The 22,657-nt window shown below is 65.6% G+C and carries 18 protein-coding genes; 10 read left to right on the top strand and 8 right to left on the bottom strand.

Features of this window, described 5'->3' with window-relative positions; all coding sequences use genetic code 11:
• Positions 1-4: 4 nt before the first annotated feature.
• From kdpB to kdpF, 3 genes are read right to left on the bottom strand one after another with little or no spacing between them, the layout of a single operon-like run.
• Complete coding sequence (gene kdpB / locus JMJ54_RS04565; protein ID WP_203536743.1) at positions 5-2,122, bottom strand: potassium-transporting ATPase subunit KdpB; 2,118 nt, start codon at positions 2,120-2,122, stop codon at positions 5-7.
• A 52-nt stretch (positions 2,123-2,174) separates the two neighbouring features.
• Positions 2,175-3,956, bottom strand: a complete 1,782-nt coding sequence (kdpA, locus tag JMJ54_RS04560) for a potassium-transporting ATPase subunit KdpA (protein ID WP_203536742.1) — start codon at positions 3,954-3,956, stop codon at positions 2,175-2,177.
• 1 nt (position 3,957) lies between these two features.
• Positions 3,958-4,047 carry a K(+)-transporting ATPase subunit F gene (gene kdpF / locus JMJ54_RS04555; protein ID WP_203536741.1) on the bottom strand — a complete coding sequence of 30 codons (90 nt, stop codon included), beginning with the start codon at positions 4,045-4,047 and terminating at the stop codon, positions 3,958-3,960.
• Positions 4,048-4,448: 401 nt separating this feature from the next.
• Here kdpF and leuA point away from each other — a divergent pair, with 401 nt between their 5' ends.
• On the top strand, positions 4,449-6,143 hold the full coding sequence (gene leuA / locus JMJ54_RS04550) for a 2-isopropylmalate synthase (RefSeq protein ID WP_203536740.1): 1,695 nt from the start codon (positions 4,449-4,451) through the stop codon (positions 6,141-6,143).
• Positions 6,144-6,192: 49 nt separating this feature from the next.
• Here leuA and JMJ54_RS04545 read toward each other — a convergent pair whose 3' ends face one another.
• Positions 6,193-7,494 carry an SUMF1/EgtB/PvdO family nonheme iron enzyme gene (locus tag JMJ54_RS04545; RefSeq protein ID WP_203536739.1) on the bottom strand — a complete coding sequence of 434 codons (1,302 nt, stop codon included), beginning with the start codon at positions 7,492-7,494 and terminating at the stop codon, positions 6,193-6,195.
• Positions 7,495-7,726: 232 nt separating this feature from the next.
• On the opposite strand from JMJ54_RS04545, the gene JMJ54_RS04540 reads away from it, so the two are divergent.
• From JMJ54_RS04540 to JMJ54_RS04510, 7 genes are all read left to right on the top strand, one after another.
• Positions 7,727-8,482 carry a methylated-DNA--[protein]-cysteine S-methyltransferase gene (locus JMJ54_RS04540; RefSeq protein WP_203536738.1) on the top strand — a complete coding sequence of 252 codons (756 nt, stop codon included), beginning with the start codon at positions 7,727-7,729 and terminating at the stop codon, positions 8,480-8,482.
• A complete protein-coding gene (locus JMJ54_RS04535) occupies positions 8,479-9,192 on the top strand; it encodes a 2OG-Fe(II) oxygenase (protein WP_203536737.1) in 714 nt (237 codons plus the stop codon). The genes JMJ54_RS04540 and JMJ54_RS04535 overlap by 4 nt, the downstream gene beginning before the upstream one ends.
• Positions 9,193-9,214: 22 nt before the next feature.
• The gene (alkB, locus tag JMJ54_RS04530; protein WP_203536736.1) at positions 9,215-9,862 is read left to right on the top strand and encodes a DNA oxidative demethylase AlkB; all 648 of its coding nucleotides are present in this window, start codon (positions 9,215-9,217) and stop codon (positions 9,860-9,862) included.
• A gap of 125 nt (positions 9,863-9,987) precedes the next feature.
• On the top strand, positions 9,988-10,542 hold the full coding sequence (locus JMJ54_RS04525; protein ID WP_238999852.1) for a YbhB/YbcL family Raf kinase inhibitor-like protein: 555 nt from the start codon (positions 9,988-9,990) through the stop codon (positions 10,540-10,542).
• A 92-nt stretch (positions 10,543-10,634) separates the two neighbouring features.
• Complete coding sequence (locus JMJ54_RS04520; protein WP_203536735.1) at positions 10,635-11,447, top strand: helix-turn-helix transcriptional regulator; 813 nt, start codon at positions 10,635-10,637, stop codon at positions 11,445-11,447.
• Between the two features lie 148 nt (positions 11,448-11,595).
• Positions 11,596-11,949, top strand: coding sequence for a YkgJ family cysteine cluster protein (locus JMJ54_RS04515; RefSeq protein WP_203536734.1), 354 nt, complete (start codon positions 11,596-11,598; stop codon positions 11,947-11,949).
• Between the two features lie 247 nt (positions 11,950-12,196).
• On the top strand, positions 12,197-14,329 hold the full coding sequence (locus JMJ54_RS04510; RefSeq protein WP_203536733.1) for an NHL repeat-containing protein: 2,133 nt from the start codon (positions 12,197-12,199) through the stop codon (positions 14,327-14,329).
• Between the two features lie 21 nt (positions 14,330-14,350).
• On the opposite strand, the gene JMJ54_RS04505 is transcribed toward JMJ54_RS04510, so the two are convergent.
• The 3 genes from JMJ54_RS04505 to JMJ54_RS04495 all read right to left on the bottom strand — a co-directional run bounded on the left by JMJ54_RS04505 (position 14,351) and on the right by JMJ54_RS04495 (position 16,927).
• Entirely contained in the window at positions 14,351-14,539 is a 189-nt protein-coding gene (locus tag JMJ54_RS04505) for a hypothetical protein (protein WP_203536732.1), read from the bottom strand.
• A 130-nt stretch (positions 14,540-14,669) separates the two neighbouring features.
• Positions 14,670-15,929 (bottom strand): 6-phosphofructokinase, encoded by a 1,260-nt coding sequence (locus tag JMJ54_RS04500; protein ID WP_203536731.1) that lies wholly within the window; start codon positions 15,927-15,929, stop codon positions 14,670-14,672.
• 11 nt (positions 15,930-15,940) lie between these two features.
• Positions 15,941-16,927, bottom strand: coding sequence for a LacI family DNA-binding transcriptional regulator (locus tag JMJ54_RS04495; RefSeq protein ID WP_203536730.1), 987 nt, complete (start codon positions 16,925-16,927; stop codon positions 15,941-15,943).
• A 286-nt stretch (positions 16,928-17,213) separates the two neighbouring features.
• Between JMJ54_RS04495 and pfkB the strand changes: the two genes are divergently transcribed.
• Together pfkB and JMJ54_RS04485 are read left to right on the top strand one after the other, a co-directional pair.
• A complete protein-coding gene (gene pfkB, locus JMJ54_RS04490) occupies positions 17,214-19,334 on the top strand; it encodes a 1-phosphofructokinase (RefSeq protein ID WP_203536729.1) in 2,121 nt (706 codons plus the stop codon).
• A 3-nt stretch (positions 19,335-19,337) separates the two neighbouring features.
• Positions 19,338-21,101 (top strand): fructose-specific PTS transporter subunit EIIC, encoded by a 1,764-nt coding sequence (locus tag JMJ54_RS04485; RefSeq protein ID WP_203536728.1) that lies wholly within the window; start codon positions 19,338-19,340, stop codon positions 21,099-21,101.
• A gap of 66 nt (positions 21,102-21,167) precedes the next feature.
• Here the strand turns inward: JMJ54_RS04485 and JMJ54_RS04480 are convergent, their stop codons facing one another.
• Entirely contained in the window at positions 21,168-22,433 is a 1,266-nt protein-coding gene (locus JMJ54_RS04480; RefSeq protein ID WP_203536727.1) for an erythromycin esterase family protein, read from the bottom strand.
• Positions 22,434-22,657 lie beyond the last annotated feature (224 nt).

Raw genomic sequence — 22,657 nt, 5'->3', positions numbered from 1 at the left:
TCCGTTAGGCCAGATGCAGTGCAACCAGCAGCAGGTCGATCAGCTTGATGCCGACGAAGGGCACGATCAGGCCGCCCAGGCCGTAGATCAGCATGTTGTTGCGCAGCAGCTGTGCCGCCGATTGCGCGCGGTACTTCACGCCTTTCAGCGCCAGCGGGATCAGGAAGACGATGATGATCGCGTTGAAGATCACCGCCGACAGGATCGCCGACGCCGGCGAGTGCAGGCCCATGACGTTGAGCGCGCCCAACTGCGGGTAGGTGGCGGCGAACGCCGCCGGGATGATGGCGAAGTACTTGGCGATGTCGTTGGCGACCGAGAACGTCGTCAGCGAACCGCGCGTCATCAGCATCTGCTTGCCGATCTCGACGATCTCGATCAGCTTGGTCGGATTGCTGTCGAGGTCGACCATATTGCCGGCCTCCTTCGCAGCCTGCGTGCCGGTGTTCATCGCCACGGCCACGTCGGCCTGCGCCAGCGCCGGGGCGTCGTTGGTGCCGTCGCCGGTCATCGCGACCAGCCGGCCCTCGGCTTGATGGTCGCGGATGAGCTTGAGCTTGTCTTCCGGTCTGGCCTGTGCGAGGAAGTCATCGACGCCGGCTTCGGCGGCGATGGCCGCGGCGGTCAGCGGGTTGTCACCGGTGATCATCACGGTCTTGATGCCCATCGCGCGCAGTTCGGCGAAGCGTTCCTTGATACCGCCCTTGACGATGTCCTTGAGTTCGATCACGCCGAGCACGGTGGTGCCGTCGACGACGACCAGCGGTGTGGCGCCACGGCGGGCGACGTCGTCGGCGGCCTTGGCCACGGCATCGGGAAACAGCCCGCCGAGATCGGCGACGTGCTGGCGCACCGCGTCGAGTGCACCCTTGCGGATCTGCCGGCCGTCGTAGTCGATGCCGCTCATGCGGGTCTGCGCGGTAAACGGCACGAACACGGCCTGGTGCGCGGCGAGTTCGCGGCCGCGCAGGGCAAAGCGCTGTTTGGCGAGCACAACGATCGAGCGGCCTTCCGGCGTTTCGTCGGCCAGCGACGCAAGCTGCGCGGCATCGGCCAGTTGCTGCTCGGTGACGCCCGGTGCGGCGATGAAGGCCGAGGCCTGACGGTTGCCGAGCGTGATCGTGCCGGTCTTGTCGAGCAGCAGCACGTCGACGTCGCCGGCGGCTTCGACCGCGCGGCCCGAGGTGGCGATCACGTTGGCCTGCATCATCCGGCTCATGCCGGCGACGCCGATGGAGGACAGCAGCGCGCCGATCGTGGTCGGAATCAGGCAGACCAGCAGCGCGATCAGCGCGGTGATCGTGATCGGCGTGCCGGCACCGGCGACCGAAACGCTGTACTGCGAGAACGGCAGCAAGGTGACGGTGACGACGAGAAAGACGATGGTCAGTGCGACCAGCAGGATGGTCAGCGCGATCTCGTTCGGCGTTTTCTGGCGCTTGGCACCTTCGACCATCGCGATCATCCGGTCGAGGAAGGCCTCGCCCGGGTTGACCGACACGCGCACGACGATCCAGTCCGACAGCACGCGGGTGCCGCCGGTGACGGCCGAGAAGTCACCGCCCGATTCGCGGATCACCGGCGCCGATTCGCCGGTGATCGCGGATTCGTCGACCGAGGCGACGCCGTCGAGCACTTCTCCATCCATCGGGATCGTGTCGCCGGCTTCGATCAGGATCAGATCGCCCTTGCGCAGGCTCGGGCTGTCGATCAGCTCGTAGGCGCTCTTTTTGGCGACCTTCAGTTTTTTGGCGATGACGTTCTTCTTGGTCGCACGCAAGGCTTCGGCCTGCGCCTTGCTGCGGCCCTCGGCCAGTGCTTCGGCGAAGTTGGCGAACAGTACGGTGAACCACAGCCAGGCCGCAATCGCGCCGATGAAGCCGGCCGGCGCTTCGCCGGTGCCGAACAGTGCCTGGCCAAACAGTACCGTGGTCAGGATGCTGCCGACGTAGACGACGAACATCACCGGATTGCGCCATTGCACTTGCGGTGCGAGCTTCTTGAACGCATCGGTCACGGCAGGCATCAGCAACGCCGGGTCCAGCAGCGGCAGTTTGCGTGCACCACTGCCGGTGCGTTGGTCGGTGCCGATTTCGTCCGGCACTTCGAGTCGTTTGGTCATTTCTCTATTCCCCTGAAGGGTATCGTCCGGGCCCGGCTGGGCCCGGTACGAATCAGCCAATCATTTGCAGGTGTTCAACAATCGGGCCGAGCGCCAGCCCCGGGATGTAGTTCAGCGCGCCGACCAGCAGCACCGCGCCGATCAGCAGCACCACGAACAGCGGGCCGTGCGTCGGCAGCGTGCCGGCAGTCACTGCGAGGCGCTGCTTGCCGGCGAGCGAACCCGCCATGGCCAGCACCGGGACGATGATCGCGAAGCGGCCGAACCACATCGCCAGACCGAGCATCACGTTGTAGAAGGGCGTGTTGGCCGACAGACCGGCGAAGGCCGAGCCGTTGTTGTTGGCCGCGCTCGAGAACGCGTAGAGGACTTCCGAGAAACCGTGCGCCTGCGGGTTGAGCACGCCCGCCTGGCCGGCGCTGACGCTGACGGCGATCGCCGTGCCGGCGAGCACCAGGATCGGCGTGGCGAGGATGGCGATGGCGGTCATCTTCATCTCGAACGATTCGATCTTCTTGCCGAGGTATTCCGGCGTGCGGCCGACCATCAGCCCGGCGATGAACACCGCGAGGATCGCGTACACCAGCATGCCGTACAGCCCCGAGCCGACGCCGCCGAACACCACTTCACCGAGCTGCATCAGCGCCATCGGCACCATGCCGCCCAGCGGCGTGAACGAATCGTGCATTGCGTTGACCGCACCGCACGACGCGGCGGTGGTGATCGTTGCGAACAGGCTCGACGCGACGATGCCGAAGCGCGTTTCCTTGCCTTCCATATTGATGCTGCTGGCGGCGCCGGCGTGCTGCAGCGCCGGGTTGCCCGCGAGCTCGGCCCAGACGGTGACGCCGTAGGCGGTGACGAACAGCACGGTCATTGCGGCCAGCACGGCCCAGCCCTGGCGACGATCGCTGACCATGCGGCCGAAGACGAAACACAGCGCAGCCGGGATCAGGAAGATCGCCAGCATCTCGATGAAGTTGGACAGCGGCGTCGGGTTTTCGTACGGGTGCGCCGAATTGGCGTTGAAGAAACCGCCACCGTTGGTGCCGAGCATCTTGATCGCCTCTTGCGACGCGACGGGGCCCATCGGCAAGGTTTGCGTCGTCGCGGCGGTGTCGACCATCAGCGGCTTGCCGTCGGCGCCGTTGACCGGTGCACCGTGCGCATCGAGCCTGGCGGTCTGGTAGACCGTCGCCTGAACCGTCTGCACTTCGGTGTACGGCTTGAAGTTCTGGATCACGCCCTGGCCGACCAGCAGCACGGCGATGACCAGCGAGAGCGGTACCAGCACGTACAGCGTCACGCGGGTCAGGTCGGCCCAGACGTTGCCGATGGTGTCGAGGCTCTTGCGTGCAAAGCCGCGGATCAGCGCAATCACCACAGCGATGCCGGTCGCCGCCGACAGGAAGTTCTGCACCGACAGGCCGAGCATCTGGGTCAGATAGCTCATCGTCGATTCGCCGGCGTAACCCTGCCAGTTGGTGTTGGCGACGAAGGAGATCGCCGTATTGAACGACGAATCCGGGCTGATCGTGCCGAAGCCTTGCGGATTGAGCGGCAGCACGCCCTGCAGGCGCTGCAGCGTGTAAACGGCGACGACGCCGATCAGGTTGAACAGCACGAGGCCGACCGCGTACGACTTCCAGCCGGTCTCCCGTCCGGCATCGACACCGGCGAGTTTGTAGAACAGCCGCTCGACCGGTGCGAGCAGCCGGGTCGGGCCGAGGTGTTCGCCGCGCATGACGCGCGCGATGTAGCCGGACAGCGGCCACGCAAGAACCAGCAGCACCGCGAGGTAAAGCGCGAGCTGCACAACAGCATTGGTGTTCATGTCAGAAACGCTCCGGATTGAAGAGGGCGTAGACGAGGTAGCTGAGCAGGCCGATGGCGGCCGCGCCGGCCAGCAGTGCAATCGCGGTCATGACGGCCTCCGCGTGAGGTGGCACAGCTGGATCAGCAGAAATATCAGCGCGGCGATCAGGCCGGTGAGCGCGAGGTAAGCGAGGTCCATGGCTTTCTCCCTGGGTGGTAGGTCAGGCGTCTGTTGCGGCAAAAGCCGGCGGGCACCTGTTCACCCCGAACTCTAGGGAGGACGGCATAAAGACCCCGGTAAAAGGCGGGGCAGGGATATAAAAATTGCGTAAACGACGGTTTTTCTGAATGTTGCGCATTAATTTCGGACTTTATGTCCGATTTTGTGACGGTAAAATCAAGATTTGGTGCTGTTTCTGAATTTTTGTTGACGAATTCAGGGACGTTTTGTAGATTTTCAAATGAATCTATTTGGTTTTATTTACAAAATGTCCAATTAATGAGGTCGATGATGCTTGCCCAGCCCGCCACCAAGTACCGTGCCTTTACGCCGATTGCCTTGCCGGACCGCACCTGGCCCGATCGCGTGCTGACCGCGCCGCCGATCTGGATGAGCACCGACCTGCGCGACGGCAACCAGTCGCTGATCGAGCCGATGAGCGTCGAGAAGAAGCTGCGGATGTTCGAGACGCTGGTCGCCATCGGCTTCAAGGAAATCGAGGTGGCGTTTCCGTCGGCGTCGCAGACCGATTTCGACTTCGTCCGCAAGCTGATCGATGAGGGCCGGATTCCCGATGACGTGACGATCGAGGTGCTCACGCAGGCGCGCGAGGACCTGATCGAGCGGACGGTCGAATCGCTGGTCGGCGCACGCCGCGCCATCGTCCACCTGTACAACGCGATCGCGCCGAACTTCCGCCGCATCGTGTTCAATACCGACCAGGCCGGCGTGAAGGCGCTGGCGGTGAACGGCACGCGGATGGTCAAGGCGGCTACGGCCCGGCATCCGGAAACCGAGTGGGTGTTCCAGTACTCGCCCGAGGTGTTTTCCGGCTCCGAAATCGACTTCGCCAAGGAAGTCTGCGACGCGGTGTCCGACGTCTGGCAGCCGAGCCCGCATCGCAAGATGATCATCAACCTGCCGGCAACGGTGGAGATGGGCACGCCGAACACCTATGCCGACCAGATCGAGTGGATGAGCCGGCATCTGGCCCGGCGCGACAGCATCATCCTGTCGGTCCACCCGCACAACGACCGTGGTTGCGCGGTGGCCGCGGCCGAGCTGGCGGTGATGGCCGGCGCCGACCGCGTCGAAGGTTGCCTGTTCGGCAGCGGCGAGCGCACCGGCAACGTCGATCTGGTGACGCTGGCGCTCAACCTCTACAGCCAGGGCGTGCATCCGGGGCTGGATTTCTCCGACATCGATGCGATCCGCCGTACCGCCGAGTACTGCACGCAGTTGCCGGTGCATCCGCGCCATCCGTATGCCGGCGATCTGGTGTTCACGGCGTTCTCCGGTTCGCATCAGGATGCGATCAGGAAAGGGCTGGCGCAGCAGCGCGCCGATGCGGTCTGGGAAGTGCCCTACCTGCCGATCGACCCGCTCGACGTCGGTCGCAGTTACGACGCGGTGATCCGCGTCAACAGCCAGTCGGGCAAGGGCGGCGTGGCTTACCTCCTGCAGCAGGAGCACGGTTTCGAGCTGCCGCGGCGACTGCAGATCGAGTTCAGCCGCGCGATCCAGTGCGAGTCCGATGCGACCGGCCGCGAGGTCACGCCGGATGACATCCATGCGCTGTTCCGCCGCGAATACCTTGATCGCGTTGCGCCATGGACTTACGTGCGCCACAGCCTCGAGGAAACCGGTGGCGCCAGTGGCGATTCCGGTTCGGGCGGGGCCGTGATCGAAGTCGAGCTGGCGTACGAGGGCGAATCGCGCGTCGTCATTGGCACCGGCAACGGCCCGATCGCCGCTTTCGTCGCGGCACTGGCCAGTGCCGGCATCGAGCTGGCCGTGCACGACTATCACGAGCACGCGCTCAAGGGCGGCGCCGACGCGCAGGCGGCGTGCTACATCGAGATGGCCGTGAACGGAGCCCCGTCCGGCTTCGGTGTCGGTACCGACCGCAACATCGTTGCCGCGGCGATCAAGGCCTTGCTGTCGGGCCTCAATCGCGCGCGGGTGGTCGAGGCGGCAACGGCCTGAGCAAACACCCCGCCGACGGCGGGGTGTTTTTCAACCAGGGTCGGCGCCCTCAGTCTTCCCTGTCGTTCGCCTGACCGGCGACGACCGAGCGGGCCAGCCGCAGACCGGTGGCCGAGGTCGACTCGGCCGGGTCGCCGGCGTAGCGGTCGGTGATGTGCATGTCCTGACCGTTGTCCCAGCTGGCGCCGCGCATCACCCGCCCCGGCGCGTCGCCGGTGCCGACCGGGTTGGTCTGCGCCTGCGTGGTGTAGGTCCGCGCCTTGTCGCCGGTCCATTCCCACGCGCTGCCGGACATGTCGTACAGACCCAGTGAATTGGCGACGAAGCTACCCACCGGCGCCTGCCGTGCGTAGCCGTCGGTCACCGGCCACGGCACCAGCCACGCAGGCAACGGCTCGCCGAGCAGGTCTTCGAAATACTGCTTGAAGCTGCTGTCGGCGATGTTGGCCGCCGGCTTGCCGTTGACCAGCGGTGCGCCGTTGCCCCAGGCGTTGACGATGTCCTGGCCGCGATCGCGCGCCGCGTACTCCCACTCGGCCTCGGTCGGCAACCGGTAACCGATCACCTTGGCGACATCGAGCGTGGGCTGGCCGGCGGCGTCGAGCAGGTCGCCGGTCGTTTCGTCATATGCCCTGGGCCAGCCCTTGCGCTGGTTCAGCCAGTTCACGTACTTGATTGCCGCCCACCACGTGACGTTGACGGCCGGATTCTCGCCCCGACCCATGTCGATGCCACCCATGTCGGCCGAGCTGAGCGGCGCCTGACCGGTGGCGCGGGTGTAGCGGTCGAACTGGCGGTAGGTGACTTCGGTGGCGCTGAGCCAGTATGGCGACAGCGTGACCGTGTGGACCGGATATTCGTTAGGGTAGTTGACCGGGCCGGCGATCGTCGCCCCCATCACGAAGCTGCCGCCGGGTACGCGGACGAACTGCCGGCCGTTGACGCCGGTGCCGAGCGCTCGCCAGACCGGGCTGCCGGCACTTGGTGCGTCGCCGCGTGTCCACCAGCGCGCCTGATACAGCTCGCCACCGAGTGCGGCCAGCTCGCCGGCGGCATAGGCGCGAGTGGCTTGCCAGTCACCGGCCGCGTCTTCGGCCGGCGCAGCCAGCCATGGCGCTACGCCGGCAGCCGGTGTGTCGCCGCGGGTCCACCAGCGGGCCTGCCATTCCTGTCCCTGATGCGTCACCACATCGCCCTGAAGATAGACGGCACCCGGCTGCCAGGCTGCCGCAAGCGCGCCGTGCATGCCGGTAGCGAGCAGTACGCCGAGCAGCAGCCGGTGCAGGCGCGTACCGGGTGGTTTTGCCGATGCCGGGTGGCGGGGCGGGATGGCGTAAATGATGTGTTTCATTGGTAATTCCCCTGTCCTTGGTGTCTTTCTGCTTGATTGCATGACATTGTCATGTGTTGCCAAATTGCCAGCACCGGATAGGGGACTCAAGTGCCGGAGTGCGGGCAAGCGGCCGGTACAACAGCTGCATCAGCCGATGCTGATCCGGGGAAATGAAACGTGCGCAAGAACCGGAGTGCGGCGTTACCGGCGCGGGCGCAGCATGAGGCCATGATCTCTACGGGAGCCGATCATGAAGCCGAACCCGACCGCCGCGCGTGCCCTGACCACGCAGTCCGATCCACGCTGGGCCGCCGTGCTCACCCGCGACCGCGAAGCAACGTTCTATTACTCGGTCGCGACGACCGGGGTGTATTGCCGACCGTCGTGTGGCGCGCGCCCCAAACCGGAGAACGTCGCCTTCCACGCGAGTTGCGATGCCGCCGAAGCCGCCGGCTTCCGGCCGTGCAAACGCTGCCGGCCGCGCGTGCAGCCGGAAGTGCTGCGCCATGCCTGCGGCGAATCGCCCCTCGGCACGGTGCTGGTCGCGCAGAGTGCGAGCGGAATCTGTGCGGTGCTGATCGGCGATGCGGCTGCATCGCTGCTCGACGATCTGCAGGCACGCTTTCCGAAAGCGCGGATCGGTCAGGGCGACGAAACGACAGTGGCGCTGCTCGCACAGGTGCTGGCGCTGATCAGCCAGCCCTCGCGCGCGATTGCCGTGCCGCTCGACGCGCGCGGCACCGTGTTCCAGCAGGCCGTGTGGCAGGCGCTGCGGCAGATTCCGCCGGGCGAAACGCGCAGCTATGCCGAGCTGGCCCGGGCCTTGGGCGCGCCGGCAGCGGTCCGCGCGGTCGCGGGGGCGTGCGCCGCGAACCCGCTGGCCGTCGTGGTGCCTTGCCATCGGGTACTGCGCAGCGACGGTACGATCTCCGGTTACCGCTGGGGCGTGGAACGCAAGCAGGCTTTGCTGGCGCTGGAAGCGCGCGGGGCGGAGACGAGGGAATGAACGCGCCACTGCATGCGCCGCTGGCCGCGCTTGACTGGACCGGTGTCGAAACCGCGCTGGATGTGCAAGGCTGGGCGCTGCTGCCCGGCCTGCTGTCCCCTGCCGATTGCGAGGCGCTCGCCGGCCTGTACGCCGGCGATGCGGGCTTTCGCAGCCGGGTGGTGATGGAACGGCACGGTTTCGGCCGCGGCGAATACAAATACTTCGCCCATCCGCTGCCGGACATCGTCGCCCGCTTGCGCACCGCGCTGTACCCGCTGCTGGTGCCGATCGCCAACCGCTGGAATGCGGCGATGGGGCTGGACGTGCGCTATCCGGCCGACCATGCGGACTTCATCGCCCGCTGCCACCAAGCCGGCCAGCTGCGGCCGACGCCGCTATTGCTGCAGTACGGTGCCGGCGACTATAACTGCCTGCATCAGGACCTGTATGGCGAGCATGTGTTTCCACTGCAGCTGGCGATCCTGCTGTCCGAGCCGGGGCGGGATTTCGACGGCGGCGAGTTCGTGCTGACCGAACAGCGGCCACGGATGCAGTCGCGCGCCGAGGTCGTGCCGCTGCGGCAGGGCGACGCGGTGGTGTTCGCCGTCAACCAGCGGCCGGTGCAGGGCACGCGCGGTATTTACCGCGTCGCCATGCGTCATGGCGTCAGCCGGGTGCGCGCCGGGACGCGGCATACTGTCGGCATCATCTTCCACGATGCCCAGTGAAGCGCATGACGAGCAACCTGCGATGACTGCCGACCTGTTTGCCGACTCGCTGCCCGACTGGCGCGAAGACCTCGCGCCCGGTGCCGTGGTGTTGCGCGGCTTCGCGCTGCCCTTGGTGCCGGCGCTGCTGGCCGGCGTTGAAGCGGTCACCGCCGGCGCGCCGTTCCGCCATCTGGTCACGCCGGGCGGGCAGACGATGTCGGTGGCGATGAGCAACACCGGCTCGCTCGGCTGGGTCAGCGATCGGCGCGGCTACCGCTACGACGCGACCGATCCGCAAACCGGCCGGCCATGGCCGGCGATGCCGGCGGCGTTCGCGGAACTGGCGCTCGACGCCGCGCGCGAATCCGGGTTCGACGGTTTCACGCCCCAAGCTTGCCTGATCAACCGCTACGCCATCGGCGCCCGGCTCAGCCTGCATCAGGACAAGGACGAGCTCGACTACGACCACCCGATCGTCTCCGTGTCACTGGGGCTGCCGGCGGTATTCCTGTTCGGCGGCTTCGAGCGCAGCGACAAACAGGTGCGGATTCCGATCGCCCATGGTGATGTCGTCGTCTGGGGCGGGCCTTCGCGGCTGCGCTACCACGGCGTGCTGCCGATCAAGCCAGGCAGCCATCCACTGCTCGGTGAAACACGGATCAACCTGACGTTCCGCAAAGTGCGCTGACGGCCTTTGCGGCGATGCCGCGTCCGAGCGGTGTTCAGGGACAAAAAATGACGGTTTTCCGACTAAACGGCGCGTGCTGCAATTCATAAGATGGGCGGGTTTTCACCCAACCGGAATTGCGAATCATGATGTGTCGTACGCTTTTGAACTTGATCTTGCCCCTGTGCATTTCAATGCCGGTCCTGGCAGAGACCTTGACGCTGACCAGCATGGATATCGTTCAGGGTGAAATGATGAAACGCGCGCAGGAATTTCAGGGCTTCGGATGCGGTGGCGATAACGTGTCGCCGCAGCTGTCCTGGACGGGGGCGCCGAAAGAAACGGCGGCATTTGCCGTGCTGGCCTATGACCCCGATGCGCCGACCGGCAGCGGCTGGTGGCATTGGCAGCTTGTGAATATCCCGAAGAACGTCAACAGCCTGGCGGCCGGTGCCGGTGATCCGGGCAAAAGCCGGAGTCCGGAGGGCAGCATCAGCATCAGGAATGATTATGGCGTTGCCGGGTTTGGTGGCGCCTGCCCGCCCAAAGGCCACGGCACGCACCGTTATCAATTCACCGTATTCGCGCTGTCCAGCAAGCTGGAACTGCCGAAAGACGCATCGGCGGCGCTGACGGGGTATATGGTCCGTGCCAATACGCTGGCTTCGAGCACGATCGAGGCCCTGTATCGGCGGGACTGATCCTGATCCGGGCGGCAGCGGCGTGGTCGGCCGTTGCCCTGCTTGGTATGCTTGCCGCCCGGCTTGAGTCCAGTCCGACAATGGATCCACAGATGAAAATGCAGGCCTTGATGGCGTTGGCGCAGCAGGCATGCGATGCGTCGGCCACGTTGCCGTTCTCGGTGTATTCGTCGGTGCTGGAGCAACGCATTCTCAATGCGCCGATTGCAAAACCGTTGTTGATCTTCGTGCTTGCAGGGGTCAAAACGCTGGGGCCGGATGGTGGAGTGGCATGTCCGGCCGGGCATTTCTTTTTCCTGTCGAGCACTTCCGGCGTGGACATGCGGAATATTCCGGGCGGCGACGGTTATTTCGCGGTGCTGATCGAACTCGACTACAGCGATTTTCACCAGTTCAACGGCTTGAGGCAGCAGGCCGGCGCCAGTGTCCACGGGAAAATGGACGACGTTCTGGCCAAGGCATTGCAGCAATTCGTCGAATGGTCGGCGTGCGCGCCCGCGGCAATCTGGCATCTGCGACGAAAAGAGCTGCTTCAGCTGATTTACCTGTCGGGTCATGAGGGCGTTGCGTCATTCGTCGAGCCGCCGGGTATTGCCCACCGGGTGCACGCACTGGTCAACGGAGATGTTGCCGGGAAGTGGAGCGTCGACCGTCTGGCAAGCGCGCTGGCAATGAGCGAATCGACATTGCGGCGCAAGCTGCAGGCCGAAGGTGTCAGCCTGACCGACATCGTCAATCGCGCCAGACTGGGCCATGGCCTGCACTTGCTGCAAACCACGCTGGCGCCGATCGGGCGGATTGCGGAGCGGTGCGGCTACCATTCGCAATCCCGGTTTACCAGCAAGTTCAAGGACCTGTTCGGGGTGACCCCCAGCGAACTCCGGAAAACCCGGATACGGAATTGAAGGGCGCCCGGCAAGGTTTTGCCGAGCGGTGAAAAGACCGCGATATCCGATCCCGCATCCGACCCGGCGGGGGAGTATTGGCAATGTGCCACTGGCATCGAGCCGCAATGCGCGTAGATTGCGGGCAAGCCCAGCCCGATGTGACCCAATGACCCCGCACGCCCAGACCATCCGCTTTTTCCGTGAACGCATCCCGTCCTTCGAATGCGAGCCGGGCTGCCACGACTGCTGCGGGCCGGTGACGACGTCGAGCGAGGAAATGGCCCGCCTGCCGCGCAAGACCCGTGCCGAGCTCGATGCGGCGCTGGCCGAGCTGAGTTGCCCGCACCTCGGCCCCAAGGGCTGTCAGGTCTACACCGAACGGCCGATCATCTGCCGGCTGTTCGGCACCACGCCAAAACTGGCCTGTCCGCGCGGACGGCGGCCGGAGACGATGGTCGATCCGGCCGTCGAGCAGCAGGTGTACGACTTCTTCGCCGAAGTGCGACACGTACTGGTTTGATGCTTCCACGCAGCCGCAAACCCGGCTCGAAGCGCAGCGGCGCAACGTCCTTCAGCGAGACGGGGCCGCGTCAGTCTGGCTGAGCAATGGCGGCCAGCATCCCGAGTTTGTCGAGAATCTCCGCCGGTAGCACGTCGGTTACGCGTTGAAAAAGGCTGGATAAGCCCGTGTGGCTCCATTAGCTTGAAAAAGCTTCCTCGCGTTTTTCCCCTTGTCTCCAACGGCGTCGACCAGCAGGGCGGTGAGCATGAAACAGCGACTACGGGTTCTGCATCTGCACCGCGGCGGATTGTGGCGGGCGATTGCGTTGTCGGTCGGTCTGGCGCTAGCGTTGACCGGATGCGTCAGCGACGATTCGCCGTCAGAAAACCCGCTGAGGCTCTCGGGGCAGGTACAGAGCCGGTCGGTTGGCGTCGGCAACTACAAGGTCGAGCTGTACGCGAGCTTTTCCGGCGACCCGGCCGCGTGGGTGCTGCTGGGCGAGGCGACGACCAGCGGTGACGGCAGCTTTGCGATCGATTACGCCTTGTCCGACGCGCAGGCGAACCAGCAGCCCATCCTGTTCGTCGAGGCGAGTTCAGGCGCGGCGATGCTGGCCAGCGCAATCGGTACCGACAACGGCGCGGTCGGCGCACCCGTCATCGTGAACGACCGCACCACGGTCGCCACCGGGAATGCGTTTGCGCAGTTCATCAGCGCGTCCGGCATCGCCGGCGACGCCATCGGCATGCGCAACGCTGCGCAGATGGCGACCAATCTGGCGAACCCGGTTTCCGGCGCGGTCGGCACCGCGCTTTCGTCGTCCCCGAATGGTGATGCGACCTCGACATTGGCGACCTTCAATTCGCTGGCCAATGTCGTCGCCGCTTGTGTCGCGGCGCAAGACCGTTGCGCCCAACTGTTCGCTGCCGCAACCCCGCCTGGCGGTGTGCCACCGGTCAACGTGCTGCAGGCGCTGTCCAACATCGTCAAGTACCCGGCGTATCCCGGCTATCCGGACAGTGCGGCCGACCCGATCTTCCGCCTCGCACAGGCCGCGCCGGCGCCGTATCCGGGGCTGGCGGCGCGCCCGACCAACTGGCTGCTGTTTCTGAAGGTGACCGGTGGCTTCTACAGCGAACAGAACCCGAGCAATCTCCTCAACGGTGTCGGCAATATAGCCTTCGATGCGCAGGGCTATGCCTGGGCCAACGACAACTACGAGCCGCAGTACAGTGGTCAGCCGACCTGTGCGGGCCTGAGTCTGCTCCGGTTCTCGCCATCGGCGCAGATCGTGCCCGGTTCGCCCTATTTTGGTGGTGGCCTCAGCGGCGCCGGCTTCGGCATTACGCTGGATCCCAGCGGCAATATCTGGACCGGCAATTTCGGCTTCGAAGACCCGCCCTGCATCGGCACGCCTTTGGAAGCACCGCACAACAGCGTGTCGGCATTCCGGCCCGACGGTTCGGCGATTTCACCGGCCACCGGCTTTACCCAGGGCAAGATTTCGTGGCCGCAAGGCACGTCGTCGGATCAGGCCGGCAACATCTGGCTGGCCAATTGCGGCAACGATTCGGTGACCAAAATTCCCGATGGCGATCCGACCCGGGCTGTCAATATCCCGCTCGGCGTGCTCGCCGCCGGCGCACTGCCGAACCTCAAGCCCTTCGGCACCGTTGTCGATCTGGACGGCAACGTCTGGGTCACGACCAACAAGGGCAATACCGTGGTGGTGCTTGCGCCGGACGGCAGCATCATCAAAACGCTGGGGAACACAGGCGGCGACCCGGCGCGCCCGCTGCTGAGCCACCCGATCGGCAACGCGGCCGACAGCAAGGGCAATGTCTGGGTCGCCAATTCGGACTGGCTGGATGCGCCGTGCCCCGACAGGTCGAACGTCGGCCCGGCCAAGAACCCGTCGATCACGCTGTTTCAGCGGGGCAGCCACGACCCGTATCCGGGCTCGCCGTTTACCGGCGGCGGCATCACCGTGCCCTGGGGGATCTCGGTCGACGGCAACGATACGGTGTGGGTGTTCAATTTTGGCCCGGACGGCGTCGGTGTCACGCCGACGACCGCGTTGACCGGCATCAGCCGCTTCTGCGGCACCGATACCAGCAAATGCCCGCCGGGCATGAAGGTCGGCGATCCGATCTCGCCGCCAACCGGCTATCTCAGCAATTCGCTCGAGCGGATTACCGGCGGCCAGATCGACCGCTCCGGCAATGTGTGGATGATGAACAACTGGAAGCAGAACCCCAATCCCGATCTCAATCCCGGCAGCAACTCGATCGTGATCATGATCGGCGCGGCGGCACCGTTGAACACCCCGGTGATCGGCCCGCCGGTGGCTTTGGTGCCGGTCGTGCCCAGAAAGGTGCTTGCTGCGCAGTTGCGCTGAGCGGCGTACCGGCCGCAGCCGTTATCCGATCCTGGGCGGCGGCGGCAGTTGCTTGTAGATGACCGAACCGTCGGCGTTGACGCTGCGCGTCACGTAGTTGCGGGCGCGGCACAGGGGGCAGCGGAACAGCTCGCCCTGGCCTTCGTTCGTGATTTCGACTTCCTCGGGCTTCCACTTCGCTTCGCAAGCTTGGTTCAGACAGGTAAACATGAGGTGACTCCGGAGCACGGTAAAAGTAGCCGCGCAGGGTAGCATGTTGTCGTGCCATCCGACCGTTCAACGGCAGCCGTTGGGCGGTGTCCGGATTGCACGCATGCCGTCATGCCCGCGCGGCGAGCGTTCACCCCTTGAACGGCACCAGCCGCTTGGCCACGTCGTCGAAGTGCCAGTTGGGTAGTGCCGGCATGCCTTCGACAAACGGCGGGAAGGCCTCGCCACGGATCAGTGGCGCGAAGTATTCACGGCCGGCTTCGGTCAGCCGGTAGCCCTCGGCGTCCAGATAATCGCGCGGCAGTGTTTTTTCCTTGTTGGCAACGTCGGACAGCGGCACCGCGTCAACGTGCCAGCGGTAGGGCGTGGCCTGATCGCGGACGATGGCGGCCATTACGCTCTTTTTGCCTTCGAGTGCGAAGCCAACGGCAGCCTGGCCGACGGCGATCGCTTGTTCCAGATCGGTGGCGGAGGCGATGTGGCGCGATGCGCGCTGCAGGTAGTCGGGGACCGCCCAGTGCACCTTGGCGCCCAGTTTCTCCTTGACCAGATTGGCGAGCACCGGCGCGACGCCGCCGAGCTGGGCGTGGCCGAAGGCATCCGTGGCACCGCTCTCGGCGAGGAAGCGGCCTTCGCCGTCGCGGATACCTTCCGACGCGACGACCACGCAATAGCCGACGCGTTCGACGGTTTGCGACACCGCGGCGATGAAGCGTGCCTCGTCGAAGGCGATCTCGGGCACCAGAATCAGGTGCGGCGGCGTGTCGGCGTTGGCGGCCGCCAGGCCGGCAGCGGCGGCGGTCCAGCCGGCGTGGCGGCCCATGACTTCCATGATGAAGACCTTGGTCGACGTCGGCGCCATCGACGCGATGTCGAGCCCGGCCTCGCGCGCCGAGGTGGCGATGTATTTGGCGACCGAGCCGAAGCCCGGCGAGCAGTCGGTCAGCGGCAGGTCGTTGTCGATGGTTTTCGGCACGTGCACGGCGGTCAGGTCCAGTCCGCGCGATCGTGCCAGTTCGGCGACCTTGAGGCAGGTGTCGGCCGAGTCGCCGCCACCGTTGTAGAAAAAGTAGCCGATGTCGTGCGCCTCGAACAGTGCGACCAGCCGATCGAACTCGGCATCCTTTTTCAGCTTGTGGCGGCAGGAGCCGAAAGCACCGGCCGGCGTGGTTTTCAGCGACGCCAGTTGCGCGTCGGTGAGCGTTGCCGCGTCGATCAGCGCCTCGTTCAGTGCGCCGAGAATGCCGTTGCGGGCGAGGAACAGCGAGCCGATCCGCTCCGGATGCTGGCGCACGGTATCGATCACGCCCCAGGCCGAGGCGTTGATGACCGGGGTGACACCGCCGGACTGGGCGTACAGCGCGTTGCGCGGGCGCGTGGAAGTGGGCATGGCAATCTCCGTCAGGCAGTTCGGGGGCGGGTCGAATCGCGCACGATCAGTTCGCCCGACAGGGCGACGACGCGGCGCGACAGCGCGGGTTCGTGGATCCGGTTCATCAGCATGCGCATCGCGGTGTCGCCGATGTCGTACGTCGGCTGGCCGATCACGGTCAGCGCCGGTTCGACCAGTTCGGTCCATGCCTCGTTGTCGATGCCGGCGAGCGCAATGTCGTCGGGAATGCGCAGCCCGCGCTGGCGGATGGCGCGCATCGCGCCAAGCAGGGTCAGGCCGTTGCTGGCGATCAGCGCTTCGGGCGCGTCGCCGGCATCGAGCCGGTCGCCGACCAGCTGCTGTGCGGCGTCCATCGTCGGCACCAGCCGGTGCGCGTCGGGCGTCAGGCCGTGGCGGTGCATGGCCGATACATAAGCATCGTGTCGCGCCTGGCCGGTGGCGCTGGTATTGCCGAACAGTCCGCCGATGCGGCGGTAACCGTTGGCGACGAGATGATCGACCAGCTTGTCGAGGGCCTCGTGGTTGTTCAGCGCGACGCAGTCGGCATCGCCGAGTGCGCGGTCGATCGTGATCAGCGGGAAGTCGAACGTCGTGCCTGCAATGGCGGCGGCGGCCGACAGCGTCGGCGAGAAGATCACGCCGCCGACCTGTTCCTCCTGCATCAGCCGCAGATACATCGCTTCCTTGGCCGGGTCCTCGTCGCTGTTGCACAGCAGTACGCGGATGCCTTCGCGGTAGGCAGCATCCTCGATCGCGCGGCTGACCGCGGTGAAGAAGGGGTTGCGGATGTCGGCAACGATCAGCCCGATCGTCTGCGACTGCTTCGAGCGCAGCCGTCGTGCCTGCAGATTGGGCCGGTAGCCGAGCGCCTCGGCGGCGGCCAGCACTTTCTGCCGGGTCTGCTCGTTGACGAGGCCGTTGTCGGCCAGCGCCCGCGACACCGTCGCCAGCGACAGCCCCGACGCAGCGGCGACGTCCTTGATGCTGGGTTTCATGGCCATGAATCGATAATAACCTGAAAACGTTTTCTAGTAATCTATCAGCGTCGCTCCGCCTTGGCTAGCGCCGGCTGGCTGGATTTTGTCGGTTTTCGACGTGAGACAACGCCTTTTGTCGGCTGCGTACACCATTGGTGCACGCAAAATCGGCGCATTTGCTCGCTTTCAGCCGTAGGTGCACCACGATGAAGGACGCTCTTGGTGCATCAAGGGTGTAACCCGTATTGACGTTATTGATGAAAACGTTTTCAAATTGTTGCGTCATCCGACAGGAGTCTCCGACATGGCTTTACTGCTCACCCCGGCACTGGCGCGACTGAACGCCAGCCCGGCCGACAAGAAGGCGGCGATCGCCGAAGTGGCCGCGCTGCTGGCCGAAGCAGGGTTCATCGATCCGGCCTACGGCGACAGCATGCTGGCGCGCGAGGACCAGGCGAACACCTATCTGAGCCACGGCGTGGCGATTCCGCACGGCATTCCGAAAGACCGGCATCTGGTGAAGCAGACCGGCATTGCCGTGCTGCAGGTGCCGGCGGGCGTGATGTGGATGGGCGAGGAGAAAGCGCGCTTCATCGTCGGCATTGCCGCGCAGAACGACGAACATATCGCCGTGCTGCGCCGGCTGACCCGACTGCTCGGCGACGAAGCACGACTTGAAAGACTGTTCGTGACCGGCGACGTGAACGAGATCGTCGCCGCGCTGGCCGACGAAGCGCCGGCAGCAGCGGCGCCGGCCGGCGGTGTGGCGGATTTTTCGGTCAAGGCCGAGATCGTTCTCGATTATCCGAGCGGCCTGCATGCCCGGCCGGCCAGCGGCTGGGTCGGCACCGCCAAGCGCTTCAATGCGCAGCTGCGCGTCCGCCATGGCGATGAAATCGCCAACGCCAAGAGCATGGTGTCGCTGCTGCAGCTTGGCGCCGAGTACGGTGCACGGCTGACGGTGTCGGCCGAAGGCGACGATGCCAGCGATGCGATCGCCGCGCTGTGCGCCACGATTGCCGAGCTGAGCCATGCCGAGAAGGCGAATGCGCCGGCCGGGTTCAAGCCTGCCGCGAGCACAGCGCCGGCCCGCCCGCCAGCTGCGGGCAGGGCCACCGAGCCGAGCCCGGACGATCCGCTTGTCGCCGGCAAGGCGCTGGAGCTGGCCTTGCGCCGGGTCGAGCGTCACCTGACGCGCGAGGCCGCCAGCGAGATGACCGATGCCGCCACCCGGGAAGTGATGGTGCGCCGACAGGCTTACCTCGGCTATCTGCCGTTGCTGCGCCGGGTTTCGGCACGACTGTTGTCGGGCCAGCATGTCGTCGATGCATGGCGCGACGCGGTGGGCGAAACCGCCCGGGACGATGTCCTTGCCCCCGAACAAGGCGATCTGCAGGCCTTGGGCGAGCAGGTATCGCTGGCGCTGAAGCAGAAGCCGGTGGTGACAGTGACGTGCAATCCGGCGATCGACCTGACCGTGGCGCTGCCGTCGCTGCGCGCCGGCGAAGTCAATCTGGCTGCCGACGCCGCCCGGAATGCCGGCGGCAAGGGCATCAACGTGGCGGCCTGCCTTGCCGATTACGGCCTGGCGGTGACGGTGACGGGCTTTCTCGGTCGCGACAACGCGGCGGTGTTCGAGCGCTTCTTCGACGACCGTGGCCTCGACAACCGCATGGTCGGCGTCGATGGCGAAACGCGGATCAACATCAAGCTGGTCGACGAACAGCGCCGGCAGACGACCGATCTGAACCTGCCGTCGTTCACGGTCGACGCCGACGCGCAGCAGGCGCTGGAGCGCGAGCTCGACACGCTGGCCGGCAACGCCGCATGGGTCGTGCTGTCGGGCAGCCTGCCGATCGGCGTGCCGGCCGGTTTCTACCGTTTCATCACCGCGCTGATGCATGCGCAGGGCGTGAAGGTGGCGCTGGATACCAGCGGCGAGGCGCTGCGCGCCAGCCTGTCGGGCACGGCGTCGGCCGCACTGCCGCATCTCGTCAAACCCAACCGCCGCGAACTCGAACAATGGGCCGGCCGTGCCTTGCCGACGCTCGCCGACGTCGTCGCTGCGGCGCAAGAACTGCAGCAGCGCGGTATTGCACAGGTGGTGGTGTCGCTCGGCGAGGAGGGCGCGCTGCTGGTCGAGGCCGATGCGGTCCGGCAAGCCCTGCCGCCGGCACTCGCCCTCGGCAGTACCGTCGGCGCCGGCGATGCACTGGTCGCCGGCCTGATAGCCGCGCAGCTCGAAGGCCGGTACGGCGACGATGCGCTGCGCCGCGCCGTGGCCTGCGCCAGCGCCAAGCTTGCTGTCGTCGGCCCGGCCTTGCCGGCGCAGTCCGACATCGACGCGATCGCCGCGCGGGTCGAAATCCGCCGCATCGAACAGCCTTCCAGCCACGTGGCACCTGCCCACGCTACCGAGGAATAAGTCATGTCCCGATTGTCCCCCTCCCTGGTCGCCGTGGTGGCCAGCCGCGACGGCCTGACCCGGCCGTTGATGGCCGCCGAAGCGCTGGCGCGCGCTGCCGACACGCTGAAGTTCACACTGAACATCGAAGTCCGCACCCGGCTTGGCGTGCAGCAGGTGCTGAGCGGCGACGAACTGCGCGACGCCCACGGCGTGATCGTCGCCGCCGATGACGACGTCGATCTGGCGCCGTATCAGGGCAAGCAGATCTACAAGCTGGGCCTCGACGAGGCGATCACCGGCGCCGACGCGGTGCTGGGCCGGATCGCCCCGGCTGCGCCGGCAGTTGGCGTGCCCGACGTCGCCGTGGCGGCAGTGCCGAAGGTGCTGAAGATCGTCGCGATCACCTCTTGCCCGACCGGTATCGCCCATACCTTCATGGCGGCCGAAGGGCTGCAGGCCGCTGCCGCCAAACTTGGCCACGAGATCCATGTCGAGACGCAAGGCTCGGTCGGCGCGCAAAGCCCGATGAGCGCACAACAGATTCTGGACGCCGATCTGGTCATCATCGCCGCCGATGCGCAGGTCGATCTGGGCCGTTTCGGCGGCAAGCGCGTGTTCGAGACCGGCACCAAGCGTGCGATCAACAACGGCGTGAAGCTGATCGAGGATGCGATCGCCGGTGCGGCGGTGCAGGGGGCGGCGCCCCCAAAACAGGGGCTGGCCGATGAGGCGGCCGAGGCCAAGAAGGCGCGCAACAACTTCAGCGGGCCGTACAAGCATTTGATGACCGGCGTCTCGTTCATGCTGCCCTTCGTCGTTGCCGGCGGGCTGCTGATTGCCGTGGCTTTCGCGCTCGGCGGCATCTACGCCTTCGACGACGCACACAAGGGCACGCTGGCGTGGACGCTGTTCCAGATCGGCGCCAAATCGGCGTTCGCGCTGATGATTCCGGTGCTGTCGGGCTATATCGCCTACTCAATCGCCGACCGACCGGGCATCACGCCGGGGATGGTCGGCGGCATGCTCGCCGGCGCGATCGGCGCGGGCTTTCTTGGTGGCATCATTTCGGGCTTTCTGGCCGGCTACATCACGCTGCTGCTGAACCGGCACATCAGGCTGCACCGCAATCTGGAAGGGCTGAAACCGGTGCTGATCCTGCCGCTGTTCTCGACGCTGATCGTCGGCCTGCTGATGATGTACGTCGTCGGCGAACCGGTGGCGATGGTGCTGCACGCAATGGAAACCTGGCTCAAGGGCATGCAGGCCGGCAGCGCGCTGGCGCTCGGTGCGATCATCGGTGCAATGATGGCGTTCGACATGGGCGGGCCGGTGAACAAGGCGGCGTATGCATTCAGCGCCGGGCTGATCGCCAGCCAGATCTACACGCCGATGGCTGCCGCGATGGTCGCCGGCATGACGCCGCCGCTGGGTATCGCGCTGGCGTGCTGGCTGTTCAGGAACCGCTTCACCGCCGAGGATCGCGATGCGGGCAAGGCTGCGGCGGTGCTGGGAATTGCCTTCATCACCGAAGGCGCGATCCCGTTCGCCGCGCGCGATCCGCTGCGGGTGATCCCGTCGTGCATGCTCGGCTCGGCCGTCGCCGGGGCGATCTCGCTGTCGGCAGGGGCCGAACTCAAAGTGCCGCACGGCGGCGTGTTCGTGCTGCCAATCCCGAACGCGATTACCCATCTCGGGATGTATCTGGTTGCGCTGCTGGCCGGTACCGTGGTTACCGCGCTGGCGCTGTGGGCGCTGAAGAAACCGATCCGGACCGCTGCGGCGTGATTGCCGCGCGATGAAAACGGGGCGCCTTGGCGCCCCATTTTTGCATCTCGGCGTGGCCGAAAGGCTTTACGGAATCGGTGTGGCCGGTACCGGCTGGTCGACGTAGAACAGGCCGTGGAAGGAATAGAAGATCGGCCAGTCCACGTCCGTGTAGTTGAACGGGCGGGCATAGATCGACCAGACCCAGTCCGGCACGTTCTTGCGCTGCTTCATGTCGATGAAAGCCATCGGCAGGCCGGCTGCGCGCCACTCGGCTTCGATCAGCCCGGCGCGGGGGGCCGGAATCTCGCCGATCGTGCTGTTGTCCATATTGCGCGTGGCGCCGGCATAGCCGACAAAGCCGGCGAGATAGGTGTCTTTCTGGCCGAAATGCTGGATGACGAAGTCGCCGAGCGTGTATCCCCAGAATGCGCCGGCGTGGAAGTTGTGCGCCCACACTACCAGCTTCTTGCCGGCATAGAACTTGTCGGCCAGCCAGGCGATGTTCTGCGCGGCCTGCTGGTCGCGTGCGGCCCAGAATGCCACGCCGCCGTTGTCGATCTGCCACTGGTCACTGGCGCCGGCGCGGATGCTCGCGATCTGCAGGCGCCAGAAACCGGGCGAATCGAACATCCGGCCGCTGGCGGCGACACTGTCGTCCAGTTCGGCAAGCAGTACCGGTGTCAGGTCGATCAGCGCCTGCTTGTCCGCGTCGGATGGCGGGCCGTTGAAGTTGTCCGAGACGACCGCCTGCGCAGCGCGCAGATAGGCCTGCCAGCGCGGATCGGCCAGTGCCGGCGACTGGCGCGCGGCCAGAAAACGCTCGAGATCGGGCAGCAGCCGGTTGATCGATTCAAGCCCGGCGTGCGGCGTGTCGTAGCTGGCGAGGATCAGCGGGCGCTTGCTGGTGCGCTGGCTGTCGACGTACTCGAGTACGCCACGGCCTTCCTTGGTGCGCGAGTACATGTAGAAAATCCGGCCCGGAGCCTGATCGGCGATCTTGCCGCCGGACTGGGCGTAGTCCCACAGCGCCGTGCCGTCGACCATGCCGCTTTCGATCAGCAGCACGTCGAAGCCCTTCTTCTTGTGCAGGTACTGGACGATGCGGTTCTTCAGCTCGAACACGTTGCCTTCGCCGTGGGTCTGCTCGCCGATCAGTACGACGCGGGCATCACCGATCGCCTTGCCGAAGGCGGCGAGATCGGTGTAGTCGGGGTAGGCCGGGCTGGTGCTGATGATCTGGGTATTGTTGGCTTCGAGCCATTGGCCCGGCGTCATGCCATCGGCCGCATACGCTGCGGCGGTGACGCCGAGCGCCAGCAAGATGGCGTTGAGCGCTTGATGCAGTTTCATGCTCGTTTCCTGCAAAGGTTGATGAGAACATCGATTATTGTGTGTTCAATATTTCGTGCAACTGAATAAGTAATAACGAATGTAGTTTGTTGTTTGTAAGTGTTTTGCGTGGCGCGCGCTGTGCATTGCTTGCCGGCGCGGGTTTTTACGCCGTTTTTATGTGGCGCCGCCGTTTCTTTGCGCGCCGTTGATATGCCCTTCCCTAAAGTGGCTGCGTGTTCTTC

It is taken from the genome of Jeongeupia naejangsanensis, assembly GCF_016865585.1.
In the GTDB taxonomy this organism is placed as follows: domain Bacteria; phylum Pseudomonadota; class Gammaproteobacteria; order Burkholderiales; family Chitinibacteraceae; genus Jeongeupia; species Jeongeupia naejangsanensis.
Note: the sequence above shows the minus strand (reverse complement) of the source record. Positions and strands in the feature narration are given on the sequence as shown.

Bases quoted from the DNA above. Each gene is read 5' to 3' on its own strand.
- JMJ54_RS04480 (WP_203536727.1), bottom strand. From the start codon at position 22,433: ATGAAACTGCATCAAGCGCTCAACGCCATCTTGCTGGCGCTCGGCGTC.
- kdpB (WP_203536743.1), bottom strand. From the start codon at position 2,122: ATGACCAAACGACTCGAAGTGCCGGACGAAATCGGCACCGACCAACGC.
- JMJ54_RS04520 (WP_203536735.1), top strand. From the start codon at position 10,635: ATGAAAATGCAGGCCTTGATGGCGTTGGCGCAGCAGGCATGCGATGCG.
- leuA (WP_203536740.1), top strand. From the start codon at position 4,449: ATGCTTGCCCAGCCCGCCACCAAGTACCGTGCCTTTACGCCGATTGCC.
- JMJ54_RS04535 (WP_203536737.1), top strand. From the start codon at position 8,479: ATGAACGCGCCACTGCATGCGCCGCTGGCCGCGCTTGACTGGACCGGT.
- JMJ54_RS04500 (WP_203536731.1), bottom strand. From the start codon at position 15,929: ATGCCCACTTCCACGCGCCCGCGCAACGCGCTGTACGCCCAGTCCGGC.
- pfkB (WP_203536729.1), top strand. From the start codon at position 17,214: ATGGCTTTACTGCTCACCCCGGCACTGGCGCGACTGAACGCCAGCCCG.
- JMJ54_RS04545 (WP_203536739.1), bottom strand. From the start codon at position 7,494: ATGAAACACATCATTTACGCCATCCCGCCCCGCCACCCGGCATCGGCA.
- JMJ54_RS04525 (WP_238999852.1), top strand. From the start codon at position 9,988: ATGATGTGTCGTACGCTTTTGAACTTGATCTTGCCCCTGTGCATTTCA.
- JMJ54_RS04485 (WP_203536728.1), top strand. From the start codon at position 19,338: ATGTCCCGATTGTCCCCCTCCCTGGTCGCCGTGGTGGCCAGCCGCGAC.
- JMJ54_RS04540 (WP_203536738.1), top strand. From the start codon at position 7,727: ATGAAGCCGAACCCGACCGCCGCGCGTGCCCTGACCACGCAGTCCGAT.
- JMJ54_RS04510 (WP_203536733.1), top strand. From the start codon at position 12,197: ATGAAACAGCGACTACGGGTTCTGCATCTGCACCGCGGCGGATTGTGG.
- kdpA (WP_203536742.1), bottom strand. From the start codon at position 3,956: ATGAACACCAATGCTGTTGTGCAGCTCGCGCTTTACCTCGCGGTGCTG.
- alkB (WP_203536736.1), top strand. From the start codon at position 9,215: ATGACTGCCGACCTGTTTGCCGACTCGCTGCCCGACTGGCGCGAAGAC.
- JMJ54_RS04495 (WP_203536730.1), bottom strand. From the start codon at position 16,927: ATGAAACCCAGCATCAAGGACGTCGCCGCTGCGTCGGGGCTGTCGCTG.
- JMJ54_RS04505 (WP_203536732.1), bottom strand. From the start codon at position 14,539: ATGTTTACCTGTCTGAACCAAGCTTGCGAAGCGAAGTGGAAGCCCGAG.
- JMJ54_RS04515 (WP_203536734.1), top strand. From the start codon at position 11,596: ATGACCCCGCACGCCCAGACCATCCGCTTTTTCCGTGAACGCATCCCG.
- kdpF (WP_203536741.1), bottom strand. From the start codon at position 4,047: ATGACCGCGATTGCACTGCTGGCCGGCGCGGCCGCCATCGGCCTGCTC.